General features: G+C 55.2%; 8 protein-coding genes and 4 pseudogenes. 4 read left to right on the forward strand and 8 right to left on the reverse strand.

What is annotated here, in order from left to right; translation table 11 throughout:
* Window positions 1-744 precede the first annotated feature (744 nt).
* Window positions 745-1,945: pseudogene (locus FV223_RS09550) on the reverse strand (transposase).
* Window positions 1,946-2,618: 673 nt separating this feature from the next.
* On the opposite strand from FV223_RS09550, the gene FV223_RS09555 reads away from it, so the two are divergent.
* The 3 genes and pseudogenes from FV223_RS09555 (at window position 2,619) to FV223_RS09565 (ending at window position 7,031) form a co-directional block, all read left to right on the forward strand.
* A complete protein-coding gene (locus FV223_RS09555) occupies window positions 2,619-4,394 on the forward strand; it encodes an oligosaccharide flippase family protein (protein ID WP_147726713.1) in 1,776 nt (591 codons plus the stop codon).
* 112 nt (window positions 4,395-4,506) lie between these two features.
* A pseudogene (locus tag FV223_RS09560) lies at window positions 4,507-5,480 on the forward strand (transposase).
* A 516-nt stretch (window positions 5,481-5,996) separates the two neighbouring features.
* Window positions 5,997-7,031, forward strand: coding sequence for a glycosyltransferase family 2 protein (locus tag FV223_RS09565; protein ID WP_147726715.1), 1,035 nt, complete (start codon window positions 5,997-5,999; stop codon window positions 7,029-7,031).
* 253 nt (window positions 7,032-7,284) lie between these two features.
* Here the strand turns inward: FV223_RS09565 and FV223_RS09570 are convergent.
* Together FV223_RS09570 and FV223_RS09575 are read right to left on the reverse strand one after the other, a co-directional pair.
* Window positions 7,285-7,594, reverse strand: a pseudogene (locus FV223_RS09570) (integrase core domain-containing protein); the annotation flags it as partial.
* Window positions 7,552-7,971: pseudogene (locus FV223_RS09575) on the reverse strand (transposase); the annotation flags it as partial. The pseudogenes FV223_RS09570 and FV223_RS09575, both read right to left, overlap by 43 nt.
* A gap of 265 nt (window positions 7,972-8,236) precedes the next feature.
* Between FV223_RS09575 and FV223_RS09580 the strand changes: the two are divergent.
* Entirely contained in the window at window positions 8,237-9,328 is a 1,092-nt protein-coding gene (locus tag FV223_RS09580) for a glycosyltransferase family 4 protein (protein WP_147726717.1), read from the forward strand.
* Window positions 9,329-9,663: 335 nt separating this feature from the next.
* On the opposite strand, the gene FV223_RS09585 is transcribed toward FV223_RS09580, so the two are convergent.
* The 5 genes from FV223_RS09585 to FV223_RS09605 form a co-directional block, all read right to left on the reverse strand.
* Window positions 9,664-10,844 (reverse strand): IS3 family transposase gene (locus FV223_RS09585; RefSeq protein WP_147726719.1). Its coding sequence is split into 2 segments (ribosomal slippage): window positions 9,664-10,571 and window positions 10,571-10,844, totalling 1,182 coding nucleotides; the frame shifts between segments, so codons are not numbered across the junction.
* A gap of 411 nt (window positions 10,845-11,255) precedes the next feature.
* Complete coding sequence (locus FV223_RS09590; protein WP_147726721.1) at window positions 11,256-11,441, reverse strand: hypothetical protein; 186 nt, start codon at window positions 11,439-11,441, stop codon at window positions 11,256-11,258.
* Window positions 11,442-11,582: 141 nt separating this feature from the next.
* The gene (locus tag FV223_RS09595) at window positions 11,583-11,774 is read right to left on the reverse strand and encodes a hypothetical protein (protein WP_147726723.1); all 192 of its coding nucleotides are present in this window, start codon (window positions 11,772-11,774) and stop codon (window positions 11,583-11,585) included.
* A 37-nt stretch (window positions 11,775-11,811) separates the two neighbouring features.
* A complete protein-coding gene (locus tag FV223_RS09600; RefSeq protein ID WP_147726725.1) occupies window positions 11,812-12,018 on the reverse strand; it encodes a hypothetical protein in 207 nt (68 codons plus the stop codon).
* Window positions 12,019-12,154: 136 nt separating this feature from the next.
* Entirely contained in the window at window positions 12,155-12,385 is a 231-nt protein-coding gene (locus tag FV223_RS09605; RefSeq protein ID WP_147726727.1) for a hypothetical protein, read from the reverse strand.
* Window positions 12,386-12,557 lie beyond the last annotated feature (172 nt).

The raw sequence follows: 12,557 nt of genomic DNA on the forward strand, positions 1-12,557 counted from the left end.
GGGTTTGTACTTAAGTTTGGTTCTGAAGCAGTAATAATTTTTTTCATCCTCAGTGGATTTGTTATTTATGCAAATGAACATGTCAGGTATGCAAATTTAAATAGCTACTTTTTAAGTCGTGTCGAGAGCGTTGTGAGCGGATAGGGGGAACTAACATGGGCGTTTCCGACGCTGCCTCGTCAACTGTCAGCGGCGAGGCCTTGCCGTCCATAGTCATTGGTGCGCCGCTCCAAGAAGGCCAAGATGAGGGCGACGCCCCACAAGCCACACTTCCAGACCGATCAGTAGGAACAGGACACAGTTCAGGACTTCGTCAACGAGCGTTCAAAGGGGTGAAACGTAGCCCTACGCCCGCCCGCTCATAGCGTCGCGTGGAGGGCCTATCGCCGACGAGCAGTCCGGCTGTGACCACCGCGAGTGGACCGCTGGCATAAAGCTTCTGACTCAGTAGATGGGTGCCTACAACTAGCGCCAGCCTGATCAAGGCTTCGGCCGGGAAATCGCTGATAGCGCGATTCGTATGATAATCGACGTAGCTAGTGACAACAATAGAAGCGGGCCGCCCGTCTGCTGCAGCATGAGGTGCGCGATGCTGCCAGCGCTGGATGGTTCCCCGCTAATGCTGGCCGCAAAGCCAGATAAATCCCAACCCTGAGCAGCCGTTGGCATTGTTCAATCCGCCCCCTCTCCGTGTGCTCTATAACGAAGCGCCATGGTAATTAACCCCCCCCGTAATCGTGCGGTTCAGGCGCCGACGGTTTTGAGAATTGTGCCGAAGGGGGTGCTGCCTGTGAGGCGGGCGGTATCGACCACGGTGCGGATGGCGGCTTCGCCCTCGGCGGCCCACATCGCGGGGTAGGCGTTGGCGACCTTCCGCTGGATGATGGACGGGCACAGCAGCCGCTCGGAGCCGTTGTTTGTCGGCTCGACCGCACCGGGGTGGGCGAGGAAGACGAGGAGCTGATCGTGAGCGCGGCCGATCTTGGCCTGGAGGCTTCGGGTCAGATCGCAACCACTCAGCGTTGCGAGGATGGCCCCGAGTTGTCAATCCAAGCTCCGGCGCTTGGCGGACAGAGTTGACGTGGCCAAGGTGGTGACGCACTCGGCCAGGGCGGACACGGATTGCAGCTAGAGCTGCAAACGTCAGGGGACCGGATCGTCGCTCGCATCGACGACATAGGCGACGTCGCGGGCGAGATGAACGTGGCAGGTCTGGTGCGTGGCGGCATGACCCTGCTGGGCGGTGTAGCGATTCGAGATCTACACCGATGGCTGGTGGCCGTCCATTAAGTCCCGCACCACGACGGCGCCCCGCGTCGGCGAGGCCGTGTGAACCACGGCTTGGGCCGAATGGAAGACCCAATGGAAGGCGTTGCTGCCCTTGATCCGGACGCCGGTTTCGTCCGAGGCGACCACCACGGCCCGGCGTAGGGCCGACACGGCGACCTCGCGACCGTAGCGGAAGCGGCCCTGCGGCGGCCCTGCGCATGCTGGAGCAGGTTCATTAGCCCGCCCTAGCTGAGCGTCAGACCGAACAGATCCGACAAGGCCGCCTGGAGTCGTTCGTAGGAGAGCGCCTGGAAGGTCTTGTAATAGGTTGCCACCGCATACAGCCGCGCCCCGTAGGTCGGGCAATGCACGGCCAACCGCCGATGCTGCGTCACGAACGGGGCCACCTCTGGCAGCTCGATCCGCTCGGAGACGCCGACGAGTTCGGCGGGAAGATCTCCGTGCAGGGCGCCACCGCAGCATGTGCAGCGATCCTGACGATGCTCGACGACGGCATCGGGATAGTCGCTCATCACCAGCTGTGACTATCGTGCCTAGGCTTGCCCCCGCCGGGTTTGGATTGCTCGCCTCGCTCCTTGCGGTCGGTCGAGGGGGACTTCGAGGAGGTGCGCAAGGTTTTGTCCACGCGCTGCAGCCGCAGCAACAGCCTGATCAACTCCTTGCAGCTCTACCGCTCAAGATTGCTGCGCCCCATCCCATGAAGAAATCAGCGAAATCCAAACTCTGCAAAAGGGGAACGCTTCTCGATGCCAGCCGCAGCGGCCGGATTCCCTCTGGGTTAATTATGCTTGAGGCTACCCCTCCCCTGCAGTGCCATCCATCACATTGAAAAAACATACCTGGTAGATAAAAAGCTCCATTACTCCGCCCCCGGCCGAACCATTTTCGGCTACGAGAACATGAGTCAAACCTGTTAGGACGCTAGGCCTTGGCCAAAGTTCGCGGTATGGGACGGATCCGAAACCGTTTGAAGCATCTCTGCGCTTGTCGCCCATGGGTCCAGACGTTCCATGCGCTCGAGAAATATGGTAACGCTTTACTAAAAATGCAAAGGAACGTCGAAAATGATTAACGTCTGCTCGGCCCCACTTTGCCGCTAAATGGTCACCGCGGGGCATGCAAACAGGTTTTACATTGCAGCTTCTATTCTACATCAACCTTAATCTACCACGTCTTTACTGAACTAGGACAACGTGATGTTTCAGAAGCAGTAGCAATCTTGTCTTGTAGTAAAAAGCCAATGCAAATTTATCGGGCAGGCCGTTCGTATATTTTTGCAAATAAGATCTTTCATCAAGCAGTTCAATTAGATCTGGAACAGAAATGCCATGTCTGAGGCACCAAAGCGTGCAGACTTCTATGTCATCGTAAAGAAAGCCGTGGACTCATTGGGAGAAAGCACACCTGAGCAAAGGAATGAAATTTATGATTTTGCACGTAAATCAATCGAAAATTTTGTTTACAACAATGGTAGCTCAGCTTATTCTGTACACGTGAATTACATCAGAGAAGTTTCTGAACGAGTAGAGATCGATCATATTTCACGACAGCGTGAAATTATTTCGCCGCCCGGTCCGTCTCCGCTTGCCCCGGATTTAGTGATGGATGGCGGATACGCTGCCGATCCTCCACTCAATGTTGTCCAAGAGGTCGAACCGCAGGAACGAACCGCCCTGTTCTTAAAGAATATGGGAGCAGGCGGAGCGGTAAGCATCGTTAAGATTCTTATTCAGCTCGCACTTCTGCCGCTTATGGCGCACCTGTTGGGCCCAAAGGAGTTCGGGATTTACGCGCTCGCCGTTCCCGTGGTCGCTTTCCTGGCAGTCATAGCTGACGGCGGCGTGGGTTTCTCGTTAGCGAGAGAACGGACGAACTCCCCCGCGATCTGGTCAACCGCGTTCTGGATATTGATTATTGTAAGCTTTGTACTGTCAATCATAGTAATATTGAGCGGCTATCTATTATCAATAGCTTCATCTGAGCCGCAACTTAATGGGCTTATGTTAATACTGGCAATAAGCTTTCCGTTCCTAAGTCTTGGGATATTGCCAGTTGCGCGATTGATTAGACAAGGAAATCTTGTTGCTATTGCTGTTGCTGACTTCTGCGCGACAGTGTCCGGTGCTATCTGCGCAGTAAGTCTGGGAATACTTGGATACGGTGCGAGAAGTCTCGCATTTCAGTTTCTAATCAGCTATATTATCCGCACATTGATTTTGAACTTATTTGCTTTTGAAAAGCCAAAGGCCATTTTTCAGCCGGCGACGATGCTGGAGCACCTTTCCTCTGGCGGCATCCTTATGGGTGGACGGATCGCAGACCTGGCATGTCGCTCCGGTGAAAGCCTCCTGTTTGGTAACGCCTTTGGTCCAGCAACTCTAGGCGCCTATAATTTTGCAAACCAAGTGTCACGGTTCTTGTTTGAGGCGTGCAGCAATCCAACCTGGGCTGCGCTTTATTCTCAAAGCCTCAGTGAAAAGCATGACCATCTACTCAAAATTTTTTACAAGGTATCGCGCCTTATGGCGTTTTTGACATTTCCTGTGGCTGCCGTCCTCGCTGCGGCCGGTCCAGATATTTTGGCACAAGCTCTCGGCCCAAGCTGGCAAGAAGCTGGGATCTTTCTGAGGATCCTAGCTGCTGGCTATGCGCTTAGTCTTACAGCGTCAATGGGTACAGCGCTTCTACTAGCCATGGACGCAAATCTACTATTTTTCTTAACGGTATTAATTCTTGGTCTCGCTAGAGTTTTAGCAGCTGCAGCTGGTCAATACTTATCTTCATTGGAAACTGTATGGCTTATAACTTTCGTCAACATTTTTTACTCTGTTGGGATCTGTCTCTGTGTTGTACATTTCACTGACGCTAAATTCCTCCGAATTCTTCGGGAGGTTGCAGGTCCATTCTTTGCTGCCCTCGTCAGCGGAGCGGTCTGTTGGATTGTCCTCAGTCTGGATGGCAACAAAGCCATAATTGTTTACGGCTCGCTTGCGGTTGCCACGCTGTGTTATTTTGCTGCCATGGTTCTGTTCGAGGGTAAAAATCTTAGAAACGAATTATTTTTTATTAGGTCTGCAACTTTCGGAATTATCAAAAAGCGCTAATGAAGCAATCACCGCAGCAAATCTATCGTTATCCCAGCGAGGTAGTTTCTGACAAATGGTCGGCTGAGTAAATCAATCGTGCAGCACCGGCTTTAGGTTAGTTGTTTCCGATGTGGATCAGCGCTGGTTGCTGCCGCCCTCGCTGCACGAGTTCGTGCCCCCCGGGCACCTGGCGCACTTCGTCCGCGACACGGTGCGAAAAGCGCTCGACCTCTCGGCCATCCTCGACACCTACATCGAGGAGCGCGGCTACCCGCCTTACCATCCGGGGACGATGGTGGCGCTGCAGCTCTACGGCTACAGCCGCGGCCTGTACTCCTCGCGTCAGCTCGCCCGGGCCTGCGAGGAACGGGTCGACCTCATGTCGGTGCCCGGGCTGAACCGGCCGGACTGCCGCACCATCGCCGACTTCCGCAAGTGCCACCTCGTGGCCCTGTCGGACCTGTTCGTGCAGGTGCTGCGCCTGTGCCGTGCGGCTGGTCTGGTCCAGTTCGCCCACCTGGCGGTGGACGGGACCAAGGTGAAGGCCAACGCCTCCCGCCACAAGGCGATGAGCTACGGACGCATGAAGACGGCTGAGCCGACGCAGTCGACGCCTGGCTGGAGCAAGCGCGCGAGGCGGACGCGGCCGAGGATGTGGTGCAGGGCGTGAATCGACGGGCCGACGACGCCCACGCCCTTGTGCCGCTCATCGACGACATCCGCGCTCATCTCGGGCGCAAGCCGTGCGAGGTCTCGGGCGATGCAGGCTTTGCCAACGAGGCGAACCTGGCAGCGCTGAAGCAGCCGCGGATCACCGCCTATCTCGCTCCAGGTCGGGCGCGCCACGGAGAGGCGGATGCGGCCGGTCGTCGACAGCTGACGAAGACGCCCCTGATACGTGCGATGGCCGAGCGGCTGAAACGGGGTGGCCGCCGGAGCCGCTACCGCCTCAGGATGCAGGTCGTCCAGCCGGTGTTCGGGCAGATCGAGCAGGCCCGGGGCCTCCGACCGTTCCTGCTCCGCGGGCTCGATTAGGCCCGCGGCGAATGGGCGATGATCTGCACCGCCCACAACCTTCTGAAGCTGGCCAAGGCCGGCCGATGAGCCCAAAACCGACCCCCACGTTTGCCCAGACTCCGACTCAAATTCCACCACGTAAACTCATTACTAGGACGAGCTCCTTGGTAAGGCGGCGGGTCCGTTGCGCTCGCAAAGAAATCAACCACAGAAGTGTCTCATTAAAGCTGCAGCTCTTGTAAGCGCGATCATGACAGTAAAGCGTCGGACGAACTGGAGCAGCATTATGAGCTAACCAACGCATGGCAGATCGGCCGGATGGCGTTCATGGCGGTTGTGAATGGAAGTGGTAGTCGTACCACAGGTTGGACATTAGCTATGAGCACGGCACGCATCAGCGGCAATGATGAGACGACTTCATTTATGGAGGACGCACTTGATGGCCCAGCTCGGTAGAGATCAGGACCGAATCATTCGCCTCATGGATTAGTCCGCAACCACTCCGTCACAGTGACCCGCCCGTGGAAAGTGCATGGGAGCCATTGAGCTCATAATTGATCGATGGCAAGATTTGTATTAACTCTGTAGATATGGATAAGAAGCATGGCGTTAGATTTAAAAATAAGCGTAATAATTGCTAACTATAATTATGGCAAATATGTTGGCGATGCAATCCAGAGCGTATTAAACCAAAGATATGAGCATTGCGAAGTCATCGTTGTGGATGACGGCTCTAGCGATAACTCATGGGAGATCATTAGTAGTTTTTCTAAAGTAAAGGCATTGCGAATAAAAAATTCAGGACAACTGGCTGCTTGTCGGGCCGGTTTAAGAGAGGCAAGCTCTCCTTTCGTTATGTTCTTAGATGCTGATGACAAACTCAAACCAGGCAGTCTAATACAAATCGCCACTCGCCTCGATCCGAGTGTGGCTAAGCTGCAATTTTCGCTAACGAGGATTGACTTACATGGACAGTTCGTCGCTCGAGCTAGTCCGTCCCTCAAGAATTTCACCGATAAAGGTGAACTCGCGCGAGAAATTCTTAAAAACGGAACTTATATAACCCCGCCAACATCGGGCAATGTCTTTCGCCGTGATGTCGCAGAACTGATTGAAGAAGTAAATTATGAGCGCGTCGTCGATGGCGTGATTTTATTTGCTGCCCCATTCATGGGAACAGTCATTAGTCTGTCGGATGAGTTAGGATGCTACAGGGTGCATGGCTCAAATCACTCCGGCGGAGGCAAGCCTCCGAATTTGGAGGCAGTCGATGCCGAGCTTAAGCGGTACTGCGAAAGATTGGAGCATCTCAGGAATATTGTATTTCGCCTTAGACCAGAACTAAAGCTTGTTTCAATAGGGTCGGGTTTTTTTTACCTGGAACGTAGCTTCTACAGGAAGATTGTTTTAAACGAGCGTCCGTCACTTTCATTATGTTCTCGGCTTTTGTATGCACTGCTGACACACAACATAAATTTTAGAAACAAGGTTGGGTTAATTATTGCTATTATATTAATGGCGGCCCTACCATCTTCAAGGGCGCGCGCGATCCTAAACTACCGATTCCAGGCCGAGCAGCGCTCGTTTTCCGGATTGTTGTATATTGCATTGAGCGGAGAACAAAAACGGTCACCCTGATCTACAGGGACGCTGCTGGGTAAATTTGAAAAGCCAACCGTATGGCATCAGATCCGCCTATCAAGAAGACAATCTAGGAGGTGCGGAGGTGCAGTCAATGGTTATGCCGCGAGAGACGTGCATCGAGTTAAGTGCTTCGCGACAGCTCCAGCTCTACAAATGCGATCCATCACATCCCGTACCAATTAAATCTGAGCTGAAAACGCGTCGGACGACCTGCCTACTACGCCGAGACGTTAGATAACACGCAAGTTTAGCTGTTCAGTCCCGAGGTGAAATGGGTCGGATCGTATCTGAAGCGGCTTGGATCGTCTGCCGAAGGTTCGGTAGATCACCTCGTATGGGGTGAGTCCGCGTAGGGTTTTGAGCCGCCGAGCGAAGTTGTAAGCATCCAGGAAGGCGGCGAGGTGGTCCCTCAGCTGATCGTGAGTGTCGTAGTGGTATCGTTTGACGGTCGCCTCATTGAGGGTCCGGTTCATGCGCTCGACCTGGCTACTGGTCCACGGGTGGTTTGGCTTGGTGAGTCGATGCTCGATGTTGTGTGCCCGGCAGATCTGGTCGAAGCGGTTGACACGGTACAAGGCGGTCGGGCCGCTTGTCTGGTCTTGCTCCCCCCTTTACCGCCGGCGGCGCAGCGGTGGGCCTTCACGGCGGTGGAGTCGATCAGAACCTGGGAGGGCGGCCCGCCGGCCTGGGCCAGGGTCTCGAACAGCCCGACCCAGACCCCCTTTGCCGCCCAGCGCACGAAGCGGTTGTAGAGCGTCTTCTTCGGCCCGTAGACGTCCCGCGGCGCATCTGTCCAGCGCCCGCCGGACTTCAACACGTGGACGATACCACCGATCACGCGTCGGTCGTCGACACGCTCCTTGCCCCGCGTGTCTGTGGGCAGGTGCGGTGCGATCCGCGCAAACTGCTCGTTCGTCAGCCAGAACTGATCCATCAGCCCCTCCCGTGGAAGCCGTGAATCACACCTACGCCGTCCGCACCACCGTTATGGGTCCGGACGCTAAGACGCCGGTTTTAATCAATGAGAGTTGGTACACTGTGATTTTTGGACTTCACCGCAGTATGGCAACATGTTTATATCGAATTCCAGTATCAAGCATATTTATGTCGCAAACACATTACTATGCTTATCTGGGCAACAGCGGTATGAACTAAGGCATGTTTGAAAACAAAAATATGATTGATTTTCGGAAGTGGTGATGATCTATAAAACTATTAACGTATTCGTACACCTAGCTGCGAATAAAGATGCGGCAGCTTGGCGAAAAGCGTGGATGTCCGGTACGTTGGTTGGTATCAATGATGAGACCCCCTATGGCTATGGCCGTGCTATAGATATGGGGTGCGTAGTAAAATTCTCCGAATCCCATTGTGAGGGGTTTCTTGTTAAAATTATCCGACTTGGTCTACGGGTAATAACAGGATTTGATGTAATCCATGCCTTTAGGCAACGCGATAATTTAACGAAGGCGGATGTTATTTGGACACATACTGAAGCGCAGTTTCTTGCTGTTGCAGCTATTTTATGTATATCTAAAAGAAAGCCAAAACTTATTGGACAAAGTGTTTGGCTCTTCGATAGCTGGAAGAAACTCACACCGCTTCATAAATTTTTCTATCGTCGATTGATCAACCATGTCGATATATTGACAGTTCACTCATCTGATAACCTTGATGTTGCTCGTTCTTTATTTCCTAATAAACGTATTGTATTGGTCCCATTTGGTATACCATCGGAGAATATGATACCTCCGATTGTGAGAGATGGTAAAATTTTTAGAATCTTATCTATCGGCAATGATCGGCATCGCGACTGGACATGCCTTGCTTGCGCTATAGACGGATTAACTAATGCTACAGCTGTGATATTATCTAAATCTGCACCGAGGTATCTTGCTAATGAGCGACAAAATCTTCAGGTTATGGAAGCACAGACGAACGATGAGCTTCTAATGCACCTTGCGGAGGCCAACGTAGTTTGCGTTTCGTTAAAGCCGAATAGACATGCCAGTGGGATCACGGTGATTCAGGAGGCTGTCTTAGCCGGTGTGCCAGTTGTTGCTACAGACACTGGAGGCCTTAAAGACTATTTCAGTAGTGATACAATACGATACGTACCACCAGAAGATTATAAAGCTTTACGCGAGGCTTTACGCGAAATCGCTATACATCCCAAGGAAGCTCAAATGCGAGCAATAAAAGCACAACAACGCATGGTAGAATCAAATATTGGAGCCGAATCATTTATCCGTAGACATGTTGAACTCAGCCGTGAAATTATTGAGAGTTAGCTATCAAATTGGATAAAATTATTGTCATGTAACATATTTGTTAAATGGCGCTATTTAATTATATGTGTGAAGAATCGGCATTTTATCTGTAATCAGCGACATGATGCTGTATGGTTTACGACAAATAATATCATAGCTTCTTTTTCTGTGGTGCCTGGTTGATATTTTGCAGTGAGGCAAACAGGAAACTACTGCATAGCGAGCTAAACAGCTTAGCGGTTGGGTGAGCGGCGAGCATCGCGAGCGCTGGAAGAGTGTCTGACGCTCACCCAGGAACCTTGATGTGGACACCCACCGCCCGTGATCGGCCCCCACGAGGTGGTCCAAGGGTGGAGTTAGTGCACGGTGGGCCGCTCCGCCACGGGTAGCTTGGCCGGCGGAGCTGGTCTGGCAAGCGCAGCCGGCCAAGCGGAGAAGGCTGGCATGAACACCTCCGGGGCCGGCGGTCGGTATCCCAGAGAGGCATGCGGGCGCACGCCGTTGTAGTGACGTCGCCAGCTTTCGATGACGACCTGCGCTTCCCTGAGTGTGTAGAAGATCTCGCCGTTCAGGAGTTCGTCGCGAAGCCGCGCGTTGAAGCTTTCGACGTAGCCGTTCTCCCACGGTGAGCCTGGTGTAATGTAGGCCGTCTTTGCTCCGACGCCGGTGATCCAAGCTTGGAGGGCCTTCGCAACGAACTCCGGGCCGTTATCCGAACGGATATGGCCAGGCACGCCACGCAGGATGAACAAGTCCGAGAGCACGTCGATGACGTCGATCGCCTTTAATTTGCGGGCGACCCGGATCGCTAAGCATTCATGTGTGAACTCATCGACCACGTTGAGCATCCGGATCTTGCGCCCGTCATGCGTGCGGGCCTCGACAAAGTCATACGACCACACGTGATTGCGGTGTTCCGGGCGAAGACGGACGCAGGAGCCGTCGTTGTCCCAGATCCGCCCTCGCTTGGGCTGTTTGGCTGGGACCTTCAGCCCCTCACGTCGCCAAATGCGCTCGACACGCTTGTCGTTGACGAACCATCCGGCCGCCTTCAGCAACGCACTGATCTTGCGGTAGCCGTAGCGCCCGTACTTCTCGGCCAACGCCACGAGATCGGCTGTCAGCGCCTCTTCATCATCGCGGCCCCGCGGTACCTTGCGCTGTGTCGAGCGATGCTGTCCGAGCGCCCGACAGGCACGGCGCTCGGAGATGTTCATCGTCAGCTGGATGTGCTCGACACAGGCGCGTCGGCGCGCAGGGCTCAGACGTTTCCCCGGGACGCCTCCTGCAGGATCAGCTTGTCGAGGGTGAGATCGGCGATTGCCTTTCGAAGCCGAGAATTCTCAGTCTCAAGACTCTTCATCCGTCGAACTTGATCCGACTTCAGGCCGCCAAACTCACGCCGCCACCGGTAATACGTCACCGAACTCACACCGAGCGCGCGGATTGCATCGGCCACGCTCTGGCCCTGTGAGATCAGCACGTCCGCCTGACGTAGCTTCGCGACGATCTCCTCGGGCTTCGGGTGTTTTGCCATCTCGTCCGTCCTCCAGGCTCAAAAGCCATACCAAAGGGCGGACCACTTCAATGGGGGCTGACCACCAGTGTCAGCGCGCGTGACAGGCACGAGCCATGGCCATAGGCCTTCAGCTTTCGTGACAGACGGGGAACTTTCACTGCCAAACGCGGGCCAGAAGAGTTTTATTTTTCCCAGCCGGCAATGGAAAATGCCATTATCATGCAGGAAACACTCAGCGTGATCTCGCGTTGAGAAACCCTTAACCGCCTGCAGATAAGGCGGCCTGGGGACCTGGGAGGGTCGTGATCATGCACTGGGCTGCCGTCTGCCTTGCCGCCTATGCCATCGGCTTCGTCGAATTCATGCGCCTGTGTCAGGACGCGCCGGTGATGCAGGACGAGCCCGCCGCGAACGTGGCCTAACCGCCCTTCAAGCGCCGTACCAGCCCAGCAACCAGATCAGGCCCCAGCCGATCGCGCCGATCCAGCCGATGACGACCACCAACACCATCGCCAGGATCAGGATCGAGCCGAACCGATCAAACAAGCGTCGGCCTAGCCCCACCTTCTGAACAGACGGCGTCCGACCAGCTGTCTCGTTTTGCGGCAAATCCATGGCTCAGCCCCTTGTTTTAGACTGAGTAGCAATCCGCGCTCCGAAAGGGTTCCGCCGATCCTGCAATCGTCCGGTATCGTTTACATGACCCCATGCTGCGGTCGCAGCCGGTATCAGCCCAAACTTTGCAACTGATGTTGATCAGGGCTTTGTCGGTTTTGACCGCCGCGGCACGCGATCTTCGTTCTGAGGTCTGAGCGTCTGCCGGCGCTGCCCTGCCGCGATGAAGCGACCGAGAAACAAGCCCAGCGGCAACGAGACGGCGAACCAGCCCTTGAGAAGGCGCAACAGCGTTCTCACCCGTCCTCCGACAAAGACATAACCGTCCAGCACGCTGTCCCTGAGGGACCCTCAGCGCGGCAGGTGCGGGTCAAAGGCGGCGAATGCCGGTTGCCATGCGTCGCGCAATCCAGCCCGTACCCCTCTGCCAGACCCTGTCCGGCATCCGGTAGACGGACTTTGCGACGTTGATGCTGCTCGCCAACACCCAGAACACGCCGGCCAAGGCGTGCAGCCACAGGCCAGGGGGCTCATCGGGCTCAGCTCGGTCGTACCAGAGCGGGTCGTTCTCGTCCAAAGCTGATCCCTCAGTGCCGCAAACCGCCCGCGTCACGATGGCTTTAGCAAATCATTTACCAACCCGCCTGTCACCCGCCTTGCAACAGCACGGGGGCCGCTGCCGCGCGGGTCGTGCACAAAGGCCTGCGGGCGGATCAGGTTTCGTTGCGCATCGGACGCATGAGCGCCCCGAGCAGAAAGGCGAGCTGGGCGCAGAGCAGAAGCGTCACGCCTCGCCGCAGGCACGCACCGGCACTGAGGTGGAAGGCGTACACACCGTAGGTCACCTCGAGGACGACGATCGGTACAAACACCACGGCGACCCAGATCGAGCCAAACCGACCCAGGCCGAGGCCGAGCAAGGTATTGAGCAGCAGGGCCTTCATCGCGCTGTCTCCGCCGGCCGATCACAGCCAAGGCCGGCGTCCTACCCTGCACGCGATCGCAGCAGCCATGCCGCCACGAACAAGGGAGATCAGCGGCTGCCGCGTTGCGCCAGGACGGCCGGGATGGTGCGCAGCATGATGGCGATGTCGCGTCCGAGCCCCCAATGCGTGG

It is taken from the genome of Methylobacterium sp. WL116 (genome assembly GCF_008039455.1).
Taxonomy (GTDB): domain Bacteria; phylum Pseudomonadota; class Alphaproteobacteria; order Rhizobiales; family Beijerinckiaceae; genus Methylobacterium.

Excerpts from the sequence above, each read along its gene's own strand:
- FV223_RS09580 (WP_147726717.1), top strand. The coding sequence starts at position 8,237 with ATGATCTATAAAACTATTAACGTATTCGTACACCTAGCTGCGAATAAA.
- FV223_RS09605 (WP_147726727.1), bottom strand. The coding sequence starts at position 12,385 with ATGAAGGCCCTGCTGCTCAATACCTTGCTCGGCCTCGGCCTGGGTCGG.
- FV223_RS09555 (WP_147726713.1), top strand. The coding sequence starts at position 2,619 with ATGTCTGAGGCACCAAAGCGTGCAGACTTCTATGTCATCGTAAAGAAA.
- FV223_RS09590 (WP_147726721.1), bottom strand. The coding sequence starts at position 11,441 with ATGGATTTGCCGCAAAACGAGACAGCTGGTCGGACGCCGTCTGTTCAG.
- FV223_RS09565 (WP_147726715.1), top strand. The coding sequence starts at position 5,997 with ATGGCGTTAGATTTAAAAATAAGCGTAATAATTGCTAACTATAATTAT.